The following is a 16,689-nucleotide window of genomic DNA, read 5'->3' as shown; positions in this document are numbered from 1 at the left end:
GTAAGCAGCGTAGCCTGCCTTGAGTGGAGTTTGAGGGGATTATGGATGAGGAACCTGCACTGGTTGGCCGCCGGTGAGTTCAGTTCTATACCATATGAAATCAACTTTGCAAAAGAGGCTAGGAAATGGTAAAGGCTGTAGAGGAAAACTCCTAGACTGTTCCATGTGACGTTCGAAAGGGATTATAGTGCGGACTAAGTGGTAATCTAGTCTGGCGATTGGTGACAACGCCAAGAAGGGTTTAATGGGAAACCACCGGTATGGCAACGTATTGGTACCCTTTTGGGAAAACCTACTGGACCTAAGCCGCAGTGTTTACTTTTTGAACGACCACTCCTTCCATACATATTATTTTTTTAAAACGAGGAGCTCGTATGAATTCAATTTTTCATAAATCGCTAAAGTGGAGTACAGGAATCGCCGTTATCACACTAGTGTTAGCGGCTATTTTTTCAGTTATTTCCACCATTTTGCTTGATGGAGTTGCTTGGGCCATCGGCATGATAATCGTGTTTTTAATCGTGCTAGTTGGGGTAGTATTTGATATTATTGGGGTGGCTGCAACTGCTGTCGATGAAGTACCTTTTCATGCAATGGCGTCGGAAAAGGTAAAAGGCTCTCGTCAGGCTATAGCAATTTGTCGAAATGCCGACAGGGTCGCAAACTTCTGTAATGATGTTATTGGCGATATTTCTGGTATAATAAGCGGTACCGCATCTGCGACGGTTATATTACAATTGACCCTTGCGTCGGGAGGAGACGCTGCTTTCGAATATATCGTCTCAATTATATTTACCAGTGTAGTAGCTGCACTTACTGTTGGAGGAAAAGCATTTGGAAAGTCATTTGCGATACATTTCTCTACCAACATTATTTTTCAGGTAGGACGTTTAATCTATCTTTTTGAGGAAAGATTAAAGTTTAAGGATTTTTTTTCCAATCCCGCTGGAAATAAACTGAAACGTAATACAAAAAGAAAGTGAGGATGTTCCATGGACTTGGAATCGATCAAAGATCCAAAGTTTTTAAGAACATATGACACAAATAAACTTGAAGACCTAGCATCGACAATACGTACTTTTCTGATTGAAAAAATTTCAAAAACGGGTGGGCATCTTGGCCCGAACCTTGGTGTTGTTGAGTTAACTTTAGTCTTACATCATTTGTTTGAAAGCCCGAAAGATAAATTCATTTGGGATGTAGGACATCAAGCTTATGTTCATAAAATATTAACCGGACGAGCCAGTCAATTTGATACATTGAAGCAATACAAAGGGTTATGCGGATTTCCGAAGCGATCCGAAAGCGCACATGACGTTTGGGAAACCGGGCATAGCTCCACGTCGTTATCGGCAGCAATGGGAATGGCAACTGCACGCGACTTAAAAGGGACGGATGAAGACATCGTTGCAGTAATCGGTGACGGTGCTTTAACAGGTGGAATGGCGTTAGAAGCATTAAACCACATCGGGCATGAACAAAAGGATCTTATCGTTATTTTAAATGATAATGAAATGTCGATTGCACCGAATGTCGGGGCATTGCATAACGTCTTAGGTCGATTACGTACTGCCGGTAAATATAAAAAGGTGAAGGAAGAATTCGAATCCCTTTTGAAGAAAGTCCCGGCTGGTGGTCGAATGGCAGCAACTGCAGAGCGATTGAAGGATTGCTTAAAATATTTATTTGTTTCAGGCATTTTCTTCGAGGAGCTCGGGTTTACGTATTTAGGACCTGTTGATGGCCATAATATCGATGACCTGACAGAGAATATCAGATATGCGAAGAAAACGAAAGGACCTGTTCTAGTGCACGTGCTGACCCAAAAAGGAAAGGGTTATCAACCGGCGGAAACGGATGCTATTGGAACGTGGCACGGACCTGGTCCATACAAGATTGAATCCGGAGATTTTATCAAGCCTTCAGTTACAGGTCCTGGCTATAGCAAGGTTGTTAGCGAAACATTAAGAACGATTGCACGAAAAAATGAACGGCTCGTTGTCCTTACACCAGCAATGACGGTAGGATCCAAGCTAGAATCCTTCGGCGAAGAATTTCCAGATCGGCTTTACGATGTAGGAATTGCTGAACAGCATGCGACAACAATGGCTGCCGGACTTGCTACACAGGATATGAAGCCGGTCCTATCTATTTATTCAACCTTTTTACAACGTGCCTATGATCAGCTCGTTCATGATGTATGCCGTCAAAATTTAAATGTCGTTTTTGCTGTGGATCGTTCAGGCCTTGTTGGCTCAGACGGTGAAACCCACCAAGGTGTATTTGATATTGCCTTCCTTCGTCATCTTCCGAATATGGTCGTACTGAACCCGAAGGATGAAAACGAATTGCAGCATATGATGCATACAGCTGTCCAATATGATGATGGACCTATCGCTGTCCGTTTCCCCCGCGGAACCGGTTTAGGGGTCCCGATGGATAAGGAATTACATGAAATTGAAATAGGGTCTTGGGAAGTACTGCGACAAGGTAAGGATATTGCACTGATTGCAGTTGGTACAATGATTCCTGTCGCTGAAAAAGCTGCTGAACGTTTGAATGGATCGGGAATAAATGCAAAAGTCATCAATGCTCGTTCGATCAAGCCGCTCGATCATGGTATGATTACCGAGCTTGTCACGAACCGAGTTCCGATTTTAACGATTGAAGAAGGGATCCTTCAAGGTGGGTTCGGAAGTGCTGTATTGGAGTTCGTCCATGATCTTGGCATACACAATGCAATGATTGATCGCATGGGTATTCCTGACCGTTTTATCGAGCATGGAAGTGTTTCGAAGCTTCTTGAAGAAATCGATCTGACACCAGAGGGCGTTGTGGAGCGCGTTAAGACGATGGTTCCGAAACAACAGCAAAGGGCATTTTAGAATGAAAAAAAAAGAACGACTTGATGTTCTTCTCGTTGATCGAGGTTTAATCGAGACGAGAGAAAAAGCAAAGCGCACAATCATGGCCGGACTTGTTTATTCTGAACAAGAACGATTGGACAAGCCTGGTTTGAAAGTAAATATAGATATCCCGATCGAACTAAAAGGTAACCCAGTCCCTTACGTCAGTCGGGGAGGTTTAAAGCTTGAAAAAGCACTTGATGTGTTTCAATTTGATGTAAAGGATAAAATCATGTTAGACATCGGTGCTTCAACCGGAGGGTTTACGGACTGTGCCCTCCAAAATGGTGCCCAGTTGGTGTATGCTTTGGATGTTGGTTATAATCAGCTTGCGTGGAAGCTGCGAAATGACGACCGTGTTCATGTGATGGAGCGTACAAATTTTCGCTACGTAAAGCCCATTGATTTTCAAAATGGCTTACCGCATGTTGCTACCATTGATGTATCCTTCATATCATTGCGATTGATTCTTCCTGTATTAAAAGATATATTGCTTTCAGGCGGACATGTCGTCTCTCTCGTAAAACCACAATTTGAAGCAGGGAGAGATGATGTCGGGAAAAAGGGAATTATCCGTGATCGTAAAGTTCATCAATCAGTACTCGAATCGATCATCTCCTTTTCTGTTGATGTAGGGTTCCGGGTTTTGGATTGTACGTTCTCACCAATAAGAGGGGGAGAAGGTAATATTGAATTTTTACTATACTTGGAAAAACTTCCACAAAATGAGCCCGGGGAATGCAAGTGGACCGGAAGCATTGAACAAGTGGTAAATGATGCTCATGAATCGAAAAAGTTTGACGAAAGATAACGATGAGATCGTTATCTTTTTTTACCGTTAAGAAAGTATAAAGTACTTTTTATAGTATAAGAACAACTTAGGCGATCGCCTACGCTAAGACTTGGCGCTAGCCAAGTTTTGTTTAAAATGTTATAAAAATATACAATTTTCTACATTATTATACATACCTTTATGTACATTCTACACAACATCGTTTATGATAAAAATAGACATGGTATAGTGAAAAGGGCGTGATTTATTTGAACAAAGGACAGCGGCATATTAAAATCAGGGAGATCATAACGAATTTTGATATTGATACACAGGATGAGCTCGTAGAACGTTTGAAAAATGCTGGTTTTAACGTTACACAGGCAACTGTGTCCAGAGACATAAAAGAACTTCATCTCGTCAAGGTGCCGATGCAGGATGGACGTTACAAATACAGTTTACCTGCAGATCAACGGTTTAACCCTTTGCAAAAATTGAAACGGACACTCACAGATAGCTTTATTAATATTGATCACACCGATCATCTGATTGTAATGAAAACATTGCCAGGAAATGCAAATGCGATTGGTGCTTTGATCGATAATCTTGATTGGGAAGAAATCATGGGAACGATCTGTGGTGACGATACGATACTTATCATTTGTCGATCAGGTAATGATAGCCCTGAAATCGCTCAAAAATTTTTGGATATGCTGTAAAGGTGGTATTTTATGCTTGCCGAGCTTTCTATACGTAATTTTGCAATTATTGACGAAATCACGGTACCCTTTGAGGAAGGGCTTACTGTTTTAACAGGGGAAACAGGTGCAGGGAAATCGATCATCATCGATGCAATCGGCTTATTAATCGGCGGCCGGGGTTCTTCTGAATTTGTACGACACGGAACAGATCGTGCAGAAATAGAAGGACTATTTCATATTCAACCAAATCATCCCTCAGTACGGAAATGTCAAGAACTTGGTATTGAGTTATCAGATGAAATGGTCGTTTTAAAACGCGATATGACCGGCTCGGGGAAGAGTATTTGCAGAGTGAATGGAAAGCTTGTCACACTAGCGATACTTCGAGAAATCGGACAATCTTTAATCGATATACACGGCCAGCACGAGCATCAATTCTTACTCCAAAGCGATAAGCACTTAAGTATGCTTGACCAATTCAACTCTAAAGCATTGAGTCGGTCTCTAGCCGAATACAAGCATTTATATGAACGTTATACAAACACGAAAAAGCAATTGTATCATTTAACTGAAAACGAACAGGAAGTAGCCCATAGAATAGATTTAATACAATATCAATTAAATGAAATTTCAAAAGCAAACCTTCAACCGAAGGAAGATGAACAATTACAAGAGGAAAAGCAACGTCTCAATAACTTTGAGCGGTTGTTTCAATCTGCGAATGATTCTTATCAATCTTTATACGGAGAGCAGAAAGGGATCGATTATTTAGGTTTAGCAATGAGTCATTTGGAGGACGTAGCGGAGCTTGATCCTGCTCGGATTCTTTTAAAGGAAGCTGTTGCAAATGCTTTTTATATGGTAGAGGACGCTGCCCATCAGCTTCGAGATTATATTGACACATTAGAGTTCGATCCGAATCGAATTGACGAGATTGAGGAACGGTTACACGAAATTACTGCGTTAAAACGAAAATATGGTCATACAGTTGAAGAAATTCTCGAATATAGCTCTAAGATTGAAGAAGAGCTTCATACGTTTACGAATAAAGATAGCCGAATCCAATCGCTAAAGGACGATTTAAAAGAAGTTGGCCATGATTTGTACGTTGAGGCGAAAAATATGACTCGCTTACGAATGGATACCGCTAAGAAGTTAGAGAAAGCTATACATAGTGAGCTTCAAGATCTGTATATGGAAAAAACCACATTCAAGGTTTCATTTTCAGAATCGGTTGGTAAGTTCGATGCAGATCCGGAAATAGACGGTAAACCTATACATTTTACAAAACAAGGTATCGATGAGGTTCAGTTCCTTATATCTACAAATCCAGGTGAGCCTTTAAAACCACTCGTGAAGATTGCCTCTGGTGGTGAATTATCCAGAATTATTCTGGCAATGAAGGCAATCTTTTCAAATCAACAACAGTTATCTTCGATCATATTCGATGAAGTAGATACTGGGGTAAGCGGCCGGGTCGCTCAAGCAATTGCTGAAAAAATTCAAAAGCTTTCTGCAGGCTCACAAGTTCTCTGCATTACTCATTTACCTCAAGTTGCAGCGATGGCTGACAGACATCTATATATTGAGAAGCAGTTGAAAAATGACCGAACTTTTACAAATGTGAAGCCACTATCGTATGAGGAAAAAGTGAAGGAAATTGGTCGTATGATCTCGGGCGTTGAAATTACGGAACTTACGAAACAGCACGCAAAGGAAATGATTCAGTTCGCTGATGAAGTCAAGGTCAGCTCGTGAAAAGCTATCCAAATTTGGGTAGCTTTTTCTTGTTCTTCGGGGAAGAATATTTATTACACGGTTAAACAGTATAAGTGCAACTAAGGCGCAGTTTACGCCAAAGCTTGACATTGCCAAGTTTTCTTTGCACGTGTAGAAAGTAAAAGAATTACTTTCCACAGTATAAGTGCAACTAAGGCTCAGTCTAAGCTAAAGCTTGACATTGCCAAGTTTTCTTTATGTTTCCGGTTATAGAAACAACATCAAAAGGCTACATTATAAATGCAGCCAACATAAGGTGCAGGGTAAGGAGAGAGGAGAGTGACTGAATGAAAAGAATTACGAGTAGACAATTAATCGGCATTCTTCTCCTTGGATTCCTCATCAGCCTGGGCTTTCTAAAGCCAGTTCAGGATTATCTCAGTATCCCTACTGAAATAACCGTCTTCCAGGGAGAGAGATTAACAATAGATCATAAGCCACTTTCTGCGACAATCCAAACATCAAATGAACAAGAATCAATATTATCAATTGGTAAGCTGGAAAACCAACCTCAATCTTTTTCCCTTGAAACATTGAATAAAGGAAATGAGAAGGTAACATTAACGGTCTCTAACATACCAGTGAAAAAAGTTGATGTAAAAGTACTTCCTGAATTTAGAGTCATCCCAGGTGGACAAACTATAGGGGTAAAATTAAATACTGTAGGAGTACTCGTCGTAGGTCATCATCTTGTGGAGACTTCAAATGGAGATGTATCACCAGGTGAAAAAGCAGGAATCCGTGTTGGTGACATGATTACTGCTATTAATGGAAAATCGATTCAAAAATTAAGTGATGTTGCTCCAATTGTAAAAAAGAGTGGTAAATCAAATCAGCCAATGAGAGTTACGGTTTTAAGGGATAAACAAAAAATCCAAAAGAAGCTATCTCCTGTAAAAGATAAATCGGATGAAACCTATCGAATCGGACTTTATATTCGAGATTCAGCTGCGGGTGTTGGAACAATGACATTTTATCACCCTGAATCAGGAAAATATGGAGCACTCGGCCATGTGATCTCAGATATGGATACAAAAAAACCGATTGTCGTGAATGATGGGCAAATTATCGAATCCACTGTTACCTCGATTGAAAAAGGAAGTAATGGCCATCCCGGAGAGAAGCTAGCTCGCTTTAGTGATGGGGAAAGAATTTTAGGTACAATAACAAAAAACACACAATATGGGATTTTTGGTAAGTTAAACTCAGATCTTCGGAACGGAATCTTAGATAAGGCAATGCCAATTGCGTTATCACATCAAGTGAAAGAAGGACCTGCAGAAATATTGACTGTAGTTAAAGGGGATAAAGTACAAAAGTATGATGTTGAAATCATCAGCTCAGTACCACAGAAATTTCCTGCAACAAAGGGATTAGTCATTAAAATTACAGACCCGGATCTGCTCAAAGCAACCGGAGGAATCGTACAAGGGATGAGTGGAAGTCCGATTATCCAAAATGGGAAAGTTGTCGGGGCCGTCACACATGTATTTGTAAATGATCCTACCAGCGGATATGGGGTACACATCGAATGGATGTTAAACGAGGCAGGAATAAATATATATAAAGAAAATCGGAATGGTGAAAAAGTGGCGAGCTGACAAAGCTCGCTTTTTTTACGGATTAGAACCACATAGAGCATGTCAGCAATGTAACCTCAAAATGCATTTCTGCAAAAAAAGGAATGATTAGCACTGAATGATGCCCTCAAATTGCATTTTCAACAAAAAAGGAAACGATTCACGTCTTATGTAAATAGGCTCTTGCGCTTATCTTGAATGCTTTGATACAATAATTATAAAGATAAAGAAAATTCGACAAGTAACACAAAAAAACGACCTGTCAAATCGAGGATTGCGTCGAAATATAGAGAATATAAAAGCATATCTAAGAATAGAAAGTTTTTTTATAAATATTTAAAATAATTAGAGGAAATATGATACATATGTGGAAATCATATCGTAGCGTGAAAAACGTAAAACAACAAGGATGATATTGTTGTGAGGAGGAGCAGAAAATTGCAAAGAATTAAAGTGTGCCTAGCAGATGATAACAGAGAATTGGTGGGTCTTCTTGAGGAGTACATATCGAATCAGGAGGACATGGAAGTAGTCGGTGTGGCTTATAACGGAAAAGAATGCCTAGAGCTGTTGGAAGAAGAATCCCCGGATGTCTTGGTTCTGGATATTATCATGCCTCACCTAGACGGTCTTGCGGTGCTTGAAAACATGCATGATTTGAATTTGAGTACAAAGCCAAACGTTATTATGTTGACAGCCTTCGGACAGGAAGATGTGACATCAAAAGCCGTAGAATTAGGGGCATCATATTTTATTCTTAAACCTTTTGATATGGAGAACCTTACAAATCAAATCCGCCAGATCAGCGGGACGAAAAAATCTTTTGTTAAATCCACCTCATCCAGAACAATTACAAAAGAATTCAAGCCGAAGAATCTTGATGCAAACATTACAAGTATCATTCATGAAATTGGAGTCCCTGCTCATATAAAGGGTTATATGTATCTTCGGGAAGCGATTACAATGGTTTACAATGACATTGAATTACTCGGTTCCATAACGAAAGTATTGTATCCGGATATTGCGAAGAAATTCAATACGACAGCAAGCCGTGTCGAGCGTGCCATCCGGCATGCCATTGAAGTAGCTTGGAGTCGTGGTAATATTGATTCGATCTCCAATTTGTTCGGTTACACAGTCAGCATGTCGAAAGCCAAGCCTACAAACTCTGAGTTCATTGCGATGGTCGCAGATAAGCTTCGCATTGAGCACAAGGCAGGCTGAAAGAGCACTCGAAAAACCGATAAGAACAATTGAATAGTTATATTCGAATCTAAATAGAGGGGGACTATAATGGTCCACCCTCTATTTCTGTGTATAATGATTTAATGTTTTCGCACTTTTTGATAAGCGGTATCCAGATTACGAATCCGCTTCACAAGCTCTGAATTTTTGTTGATGTTGTCGTTGATGATTGTGGAGACCATTGATACATAATAATTGTTCATTGCTTGGTGTTTGGAAAAGACATCACTATTTTGTTTGGCAAATTGAAGAAAGTTTTCTTCGAAAAAGGCAACACTGAATTGTTCCACGTTTCTCCTCCTTATTTCTTTTGAAACCGCTTCTGTACTTTATTCCGTTTCTGGTCTCGATAAAAAATGAATCCTCCGATAAATGCAAATCCAGCAATAAATAAGAATATACCTGCAATCATTTCAACCAAAAAGTTAGGAAAAAGTGGATGAACTATTCCAAATAGCGCATCCCTCATTAATTTAATACCGATTACTCCACCAATGCCAGGGAGAACCAAGATGAGAAGTGCAATTATACGTGTCATAAAAACCATCCTTTTCTACGCTACTCATTTTATAGTTTTTAGATCCGATTGTCCATAAGTTTGCCAAGGGATAATGATAACTGTAAAATAGAAAGTGTGAAAAATATTGCATGGTAAAAATTAGGGTGTGCAAAAATGAAAAATGCGATTATTATCGGTGCAGATCGAGTGGGGGCTGCACTTGTCAAAATTATTGATCAATCCGACTCATTATATTTAATAGCGGTTGTTGATTCGAATCCTGTTGCTCCTGCGTTAAGGCTTGCAAAGGAAAGAGGAATCGCAACCGATAGCAGTTGGGAAAAGTACATAGATCAACCGATTGATGTTGTTATCGAAACGACGGGTAACGAATCGATTTTTTCCTCGTTAAGGGAAGTGAGGGATCGCCGATGGGTCATCATTCCTGCGACTGTTGCAAAACTGATTTCCGATTTGATGGAGGAGCAGGAAAAGCTCATTAATCAATTATCGACCCAATCCCGGAAACAGGATCTCGTGTTGCGCTCGACACACGATGGAATGATTGCGATCGATCAAAGTCGCAAGGTTACGATTTTTAACAAGAGCGCCCAATCAATGACTGACCTCCAGAATGTGGACGTGATTGGAAGGGAAATCTCGGAACTGATACCAAACAGTGAGCTTCCGAGAATTCTTGACAGTGGTGTGCCTGAGGTCAATCGGGAACAAATGCTGGATAACGGTAGGAAAATCATAACGACAAGAACCCCTATGATCGATGATGCTGGAAATATTGTCGGTGCCTTTGCCGTCTTCAAGGACATCACAGAAGTGGTTGAGATGGCTGAAGAGGTTACAAGTTTAAAGAGCGTCCAAACAATGCTTGAAGCGATTATTCATTCTTCAGAAGAGGCCATTACGGTAGTTGATGAGGATGGAAAAGGACTGATGGTGAACCCTGCCTATACACGCTTAACGGGTTTAAAGGCTGAGGATATATACGGAAAACCTGCAACAACTGATATTTCTGAAGGCGAGAGTATGCACATGAAGGTGCTGCGAACACGAAAGCCCGTAAGAGGTGTGAGGTTGAAAGTCGGACCAAACCGCAGAGATGTCGTTGTAAATGTGGCTCCTGTTATAGTAGATGGGAAAATCAAGGGTAGTGTTGGAGTTATTCACGACGTGTCAGAAATTAAATCGTTGACAGATGAACTTCACCGAGCTAGACAAATCATTCGTACATTGGAAGCCAAATATTCATTTACCGACATAATCGGGAATTCTAGAGAGATGGAATTTGCGGTTGAACAAGCGAAACTTGGTGCAACTACTCCGGCCACAGTTTTATTGCGTGGGGAATCCGGGACTGGTAAAGAGCTATTTGCCCATGCGATCCATAATAGCAGTAATCGAAAATATAAGAAATTCGTACGGGTCAATTGTGCAGCAATTTCAGAATCACTGCTTGAGAGCGAATTGTTCGGTTATGAAGAAGGTGCGTTCTCCGGGGCTCGGAAAGGCGGAAAGTTGGGACTTTTTGAGGAAGCAAATGGCGGCAGCATTTTTCTTGATGAAATCGGCGAACTATCAGGCGATACCCAGGCGAAACTGCTTCGAGTCCTTCAAGAAAACGAAATCATACGAGTTGGAGGAACGAAATCGACCCCGATTGATGTAAGAGTTATCGCAGCAACAAATGTTAACCTCGAAAAAAGAATAATTGATGGTTCTTTTCGGGAAGATTTATATTATCGGATAAATCGCTTACCCATTTTTATTCCACCACTTCGTGAACGGAAAGAAGATCTTGCATTATTATGTAACCATCTTATCCAAAAACTAAATCAAGACTATGGCAGAAACATTGAAGGGATTACAGAGCCTGCAATTCGTTACCTGAACGAGTACGACTGGCCTGGTAATGTCCGTGAGCTTGAAAATATTCTCGGGCGTGCGATCATTCATCTATCCTTTCATGAATCCTGGATCAACGTTGAGGCGATTCCTTCTCTAAATTCGAATTCGTCTTTATCGCAAAAACCGATTCTACTTCCAGAAGAAAGCCGTTCACTTCAATCTCAAATGGAGGTTTATGAAAAAGAGGTTCTTCAAACAACATTGGACCACTGTGAAAATAACAAAACAAAAACTGCAAAGCTTTTAGGTATTTCATTAAGAAATTTATATTACAAGCTTGATAAGTACAGTATTGAATAAATAAGCATGCAAATAATTGCACAGCGCGAAATATATTGCAGGGTGATGTGTGTGTGAAATGTGGTGTATTAAGGTTCGGAAGTTGGCACGAAACTTGCATTAACTATCGGGTGTGGATAATTTATTTGATTAGAAAGGGTTGAAGCCAGGTCATGCTATTAGAAAAACTCATCGAAGAAGCAATCCAAAGACCCGACAAGGTTGTTGCAGTTGCAGCATCTGAGGATCATGAAGTCATACATGCAATTGTGATGGCTTTAGAACGAGACCTTGCTTCTTTTCAATTGTTTGGAGATAAAGAAAAAACGCTATCCTTGCTTAAGGAATTCAATTTAGAAACATCAGATAAGCTTAAAGTGATGCCTTGCTATACTCCAGAAGAGTCTGCGGTCAAAGCCGTACAGGCAGTTAATAGCGGACAAGCCGATGTATTGATGAAAGGCATGATACCGACAGCCCGCATTCTGAAAGCTGTATTGAATAAAGAGTACGGATTAAGAACAGGAAAGGTTCTTTCACACGTGGCGGCATTTGATATTACTGGTTATGACCGTTTGGTTTTTATTACGGATGCAGCAATGAACATTGCACCCGACCTTCAGCAAAAAGCTGAGATTATACAAAATGCAGTGAATATTGCAACAAGCATTGGTGTCGAAGAACCGAAAGTCGCACCAATAACCGCAGTCGAGACGGTAAATCCAGCAATGGAAGCAACACTTGATGCTGCTGCACTTACTCAGATGAACCGTCGGGGTCAGATCAAAAACTGTTATGTCGATGGACCTCTTGCCCTTGATAACGCAGTTTCATTGGAAGCTGCTGAACATAAAGGAATTAGTGGGGAAGTTGCTGGTAAAGCAGATATCCTACTCGTTCCCAACATCGAAACGGGGAATGCACTTTATAAGTCGTTAATCTATTTTGCACGTGCGAAGGTCGGTGCTGTTATTGCTGGAGCAAAGGCGCCAATCGTACTTACTTCTCGTGCGGATTCTGCAGAAAGTAAGCTTTATTCTATCGCATTAGCTGTTCGTGCAGTTTAGATGGTTGTTCGAAAGGGTCTGAGTGTTGTTTTGATTTTTTATTATTTTTAAGGAGGAAGAATAAAATGGAAATTTTCAAGTACATGGAAACATACGATTACGAGCAAATGGTGGTTTGTCAGGATAAACAATCTGGATTGAAGGCAATAATTTGTATTCATGATACAACTCTCGGTCCAGCACTTGGTGGAACTAGAATGTGGACATACGAAACTGAAGATGCAGCATTTGAAGATGCACTGCGACTTGCAAAAGGAATGACGTATAAGAACGCTGCTGCAGGACTAAATCTTGGTGGCGGAAAGACAGTAATTATCGGAGACCCGCGAACTGACAAAAATGAAGAGATGTTCCGGGCATTCGGTCGCTTCATCCACGGATTAAATGGACGTTATATCACTGCAGAGGATGTCGGAACGACTGTTGCTGATATGGACTTGATTCGTCAAGAAACTGAATTCGTAACAGGTGTTTCTCCTGCATTCGGATCTTCTGGTAACCCTTCCCCTGTAACAGCTTATGGGGTATATCGTGGAATGAAAGCAGCAGCAAAGGCTGCATTCGGAACAGACTCTTTGGAAGGTAAAGTTATCGCGGTGCAAGGTGTTGGCAACGTAGCCTATAACCTTTGTAAACACCTTCATGGAGAAGGTGCACAACTGATTGTTACAGATATTAACAAAGAAGCTGTACAACGTGCAGTAGAGGATTTTGGAGCAAAAGCGGTTGATCCAGATGAAATCTACTCAGTCGATTGTGATATCTATGCTCCGTGTGCATTAGGAGCGACTGTCAACGATGATACGATTCCACAATTAAAAGCGAAAGTGATTGCTGGTGCTGCAAACAACCAATTAAAAGATACAAAACATGGTGATCAAATTCATGAGATGGGTATTGCTTATGCACCTGATTACGTGATCAATGCGGGCGGTGTGATAAACGTCGCCGACGAGCTTTACGGCTATGATCGTGAGCGTGCAATGAAGAAGGTTGAAACGATTTACGATAATATCAGTCGCGTGTTCGACATATCTCAACGTGATAACATACCAACTTATTTGGCAGCAGATCGACTTGCTGAAGAGCGAATTGAGCGTCTGAAAAATTCACGAAGCCAATTTTTATTGAATGATCGTCACATCCTTTCAAATCGTAGAGGATAAATAATAAAGAGTAGGTCCAAAGGCGAGACTCATAACAAATCAATTTCAGGAAATCTTAACTTTTAAGTGATCTAAGTTCTAAGCCTGAGCCGATACTGAGTCTCTACCTATGGATCATTATTAATGGAGGGCTCCGTTTTGCAACAAAGAGAATATCGCGTACTCGTAATAAACCCGGGTTCAACATCTACGAAAATCGGTATCTTTGACGATGAACGCTCAGTGTTTGAAAAAACTATCAGACACGAATCTGAAAAAATCAATTCTTTTGAGCATATCATTGACCAATATGAATTTCGTAAAAATGTGATTTTGGAGACATTAGACCACGAAGGGATCAATGTTTCAAAGTTAAGTGCTGTGGTAGGTAGAGGTGGATTGCTTCGGCCAATCGAAGGTGGCACTTATGATGTGAATGACCTCATGCTTGAGGACCTTCGAAAAGGTTTCTCAGGAGAGCATGCATCAAATCTAGGCGGGATCATCGCATATGAAATTGCTCAGGGACTGAATATCCCATCCTTTATTGTCGATCCAGTCGTGGTGGATGAATTGGCACCTATCGCAAGAGTGTCCGGTGTGCCGGAAATCGAACGAAAAAGTATATTTCACGCATTGAATCAAAAGGCTGTTGCACGTAGAGTTGCAAAACAGCTCGGACGATCTTATGAGGATCTACGTTTGATCGTTACGCATATGGGCGGCGGGATTACAGTTGGCGTACATCAGGAAGGAAAAGTTATCGATGTGAACAATGGTCTTCATGGAGAAGGACCGTTTTCACCCGAAAGAGCTGGAACCGTACCTGTTGGTGATCTTGTTTCTATGTGTTTTTCCGGTGAGTATTATGCCGAAGAAATTATGAAAAAGCTAGTTGGACAAGCAGGTTTCGTTGGATATCTCGGAACAAATGATGCAGTAGAGGTTGAAAAGCGGATCGAACATGGAGATCAAGAGGCAAAAATGGTCTATGATGCAATGGCTTATCAGGTTGCGAAAGAAATTGGGGCAGCAAGCTCTGTCTTAAAAGGGCAAGTTGATGCGATTGTGTTAACCGGGGGATTAGCATACGGAAAAGAATTTGTAAATGAAATAACAGACCGTGTGGCATGGATCAGTGATGTTATTGTTCAACCAGGGGAGAACGAGCTTCAAGCACTTGCAGAAGGTGGGTTACGTGTTCTTCGAGGTGAAGAGCAATCAAAAGTATACCCGAACAAACCAATCGCACAATCTATTTAATGAAACAACGTTTCTGCAATCTGACACGCTTTTCGTGTTTAGGGAGAATCGAAGCTACCTGAGCGTAGCTAGGTGCCGGAATAGACATAATGGAAAGGGGATAGAATCATGGCTGAAAATTACGACCTCGTCATCCTCGGTGGAGGAACTGGCGGCTATGTGGCAGCGATTCGAGCATCGCAGCTAGGATTAACTGTTGCTATCGTAGAAAAAGGTAAGCTAGGTGGAACATGCCTGCACAAAGGATGTATTCCGAGTAAAGCATTGCTTAGAAGTGCAGAAGTATTTGCAACAGCGAAAAAGGGTGAAGAATTTGGAGTAATCGCCAAAGATGTTGCCTTGAATTTTGAACGTGTCCAAGAACGAAAACAATCGATTGTCGACCAGCTTCATAAAGGTGTCCAGCACTTGATGAAGAAAGGTAAAGTCGATGTTTATGAGGGGCATGGCCGTATATTAGGACCATCTATTTTCTCGCCTATGCCTGGTGCAGTATCAGTCGAATTTAATAATGGTGATGAAAACGTCATATTAGTCCCGAAAAACTTGATGGTTTCGACTGGTTCACGGCCAAGAACATTACCAGGTCTCGAAATTGACGGAGAACAAGTCATTACATCAGATGAAGCATTAAACCTTCCAGAGCTTCCTTCGTCCGTCATTATCGTTGGTGGTGGAGTTATCGGAATTGAATGGGCTTCATTGTTCATCGACTTCGGTGTGGAAGTTACCGTATTGGAATATGCTGATCGAATTGTACCGACGGAAGATAAGGAAGTTTCAAAAGAAGCGACGCGCATTCTTAAGAAAAAAGGCGTTAAAATCGTTACAAGCGCAAAAGTACTTCCTGACACAATCGAAAAAGGTGAAGGTGTAACTATCAAGGCTGAACATAAAGGGGAAGAAAAGGCTTTTTCTGCACACAAACTACTCGTATCAGTCGGTCGTCAACCTAATGTAGAGGATATCGGTCTTCAAAACACTGAGATTGAAGTAGAAAAAGGTGCAATCAAGACAAATGAATTTTATCAAACGAAGGACTCGCACATATACGCAATTGGTGATGTAATCGGAGGGCTTCAATTGGCGCATGTCGCTTCTCATGAAGGAATCACTGCGGTTGAGCACATGGCAGATCTGAATCCACATCCGATTGATTACACGATGATCTCAAAATGTATTTATTCAAACCCTGAAATGGCTAGTGTCGGTATTACGGAAGACGAAGCTAAGGAACAAGGCTTTGAGGTCAAAGTCGGCAAGTTTGCATTTAAAGGAATCGGTAAAGCGCTTGTTTATGGTCAATCAGATGGATTTGTAAAAATCATTGCAGACAAAGAAACGGATGATATCTTAGGCGTCCATATGATTGGACCTCATGTAACCGACATGATTTCTGAAGCAGGCTTGGCAAAAGTATTGGATGCAACCCCATGGGAAGTTGCCCATACAATACACCCACATCCATCTCTATCTGAAGTTATGGGAGAAGCAGCTTTAGCAGTTGATGGGAAAGCGATTCACAACTAA

General features: G+C 41.0%; 14 protein-coding genes. 12 read left to right on the top strand and 2 right to left on the bottom strand.

Annotation, left to right across the window (positions count from 1 at the left end):
* Nucleotides 1-374 precede the first annotated feature (374 nt).
* The 7 genes from MOJ78_RS13210 to spo0A all read left to right on the top strand — a co-directional run bounded on the left by MOJ78_RS13210 (nt 375) and on the right by spo0A (nt 8,962).
* Complete coding sequence (locus MOJ78_RS13210; RefSeq protein ID WP_304977814.1) at nt 375-983, top strand: hypothetical protein; 609 nt, start codon at nt 375-377, stop codon at nt 981-983.
* 9 nt (nt 984-992) lie between these two features.
* A complete protein-coding gene (gene dxs / locus MOJ78_RS13205; protein ID WP_304977813.1) occupies nt 993-2,885 on the top strand; it encodes a 1-deoxy-D-xylulose-5-phosphate synthase in 1,893 nt (630 codons plus the stop codon).
* A gap of 1 nt (nt 2,886) precedes the next feature.
* A complete protein-coding gene (locus tag MOJ78_RS13200) occupies nt 2,887-3,717 on the top strand; it encodes a TlyA family RNA methyltransferase (RefSeq protein ID WP_304977812.1) in 831 nt (276 codons plus the stop codon).
* A 230-nt stretch (nt 3,718-3,947) separates the two neighbouring features.
* Nucleotides 3,948-4,397 carry a transcriptional regulator AhrC/ArgR gene (ahrC, locus tag MOJ78_RS13195; protein ID WP_304977811.1) on the top strand — a complete coding sequence of 150 codons (450 nt, stop codon included), beginning with the start codon at nt 3,948-3,950 and terminating at the stop codon, nt 4,395-4,397.
* Between the two features lie 12 nt (nt 4,398-4,409).
* Nucleotides 4,410-6,137 (top strand): DNA repair protein RecN, encoded by a 1,728-nt coding sequence (gene recN / locus MOJ78_RS13190; protein ID WP_304977810.1) that lies wholly within the window; start codon nt 4,410-4,412, stop codon nt 6,135-6,137.
* Nucleotides 6,138-6,445: 308 nt separating this feature from the next.
* Entirely contained in the window at nt 6,446-7,759 is a 1,314-nt protein-coding gene (gene spoIVB, locus MOJ78_RS13185; RefSeq protein WP_304977809.1) for a SpoIVB peptidase, read from the top strand.
* 417 nt (nt 7,760-8,176) lie between these two features.
* The gene (spo0A, locus tag MOJ78_RS13180) at nt 8,177-8,962 is read left to right on the top strand and encodes a sporulation transcription factor Spo0A (RefSeq protein ID WP_304977808.1); all 786 of its coding nucleotides are present in this window, start codon (nt 8,177-8,179) and stop codon (nt 8,960-8,962) included.
* Between the two features lie 101 nt (nt 8,963-9,063).
* Here spo0A and yvfG read toward each other — a convergent pair whose 3' ends face one another.
* Both yvfG and MOJ78_RS13170 read right to left on the bottom strand, forming a co-directional pair.
* Nucleotides 9,064-9,273 (bottom strand): protein YvfG, encoded by a 210-nt coding sequence (yvfG, locus tag MOJ78_RS13175; protein WP_304977807.1) that lies wholly within the window; start codon nt 9,271-9,273, stop codon nt 9,064-9,066.
* 11 nt (nt 9,274-9,284) lie between these two features.
* The gene (locus tag MOJ78_RS13170; protein ID WP_304977806.1) at nt 9,285-9,521 is read right to left on the bottom strand and encodes a DUF2627 domain-containing protein; all 237 of its coding nucleotides are present in this window, start codon (nt 9,519-9,521) and stop codon (nt 9,285-9,287) included.
* Nucleotides 9,522-9,656: 135 nt separating this feature from the next.
* On the opposite strand from MOJ78_RS13170, the gene MOJ78_RS13165 reads away from it, so the two are divergent.
* From MOJ78_RS13165 to lpdA, 5 genes are all read left to right on the top strand, one after another.
* A complete protein-coding gene (locus MOJ78_RS13165; protein ID WP_304977805.1) occupies nt 9,657-11,705 on the top strand; it encodes a sigma-54 interaction domain-containing protein in 2,049 nt (682 codons plus the stop codon).
* A gap of 152 nt (nt 11,706-11,857) precedes the next feature.
* Nucleotides 11,858-12,751, top strand: a complete 894-nt coding sequence (gene yqiS, locus MOJ78_RS13160) for a phosphate butyryltransferase (RefSeq protein WP_304977804.1) — start codon at nt 11,858-11,860, stop codon at nt 12,749-12,751.
* Between the two features lie 65 nt (nt 12,752-12,816).
* Nucleotides 12,817-13,917: a branched-chain amino acid dehydrogenase gene (gene bcd / locus MOJ78_RS13155; RefSeq protein ID WP_304977803.1), complete on the top strand. Its 1,101-nt coding sequence runs from the start codon at nt 12,817-12,819 to the stop codon at nt 13,915-13,917.
* A gap of 123 nt (nt 13,918-14,040) precedes the next feature.
* Nucleotides 14,041-15,159, top strand: coding sequence for a butyrate kinase (buk, locus tag MOJ78_RS13150; protein ID WP_370529719.1), 1,119 nt, complete (start codon nt 14,041-14,043; stop codon nt 15,157-15,159).
* Nucleotides 15,160-15,267: 108 nt separating this feature from the next.
* Nucleotides 15,268-16,689, top strand: a complete 1,422-nt coding sequence (gene lpdA / locus MOJ78_RS13145) for a dihydrolipoyl dehydrogenase (RefSeq protein ID WP_304977801.1) — start codon at nt 15,268-15,270, stop codon at nt 16,687-16,689.

The organism is Alkalihalobacillus sp. AL-G, from assembly GCF_030643805.1.
Lineage (GTDB): Bacteria > Bacillota > Bacilli > Bacillales > Fictibacillaceae > Pseudalkalibacillus.
This window is presented reverse-complemented; position numbering and strand designations above follow the sequence as displayed.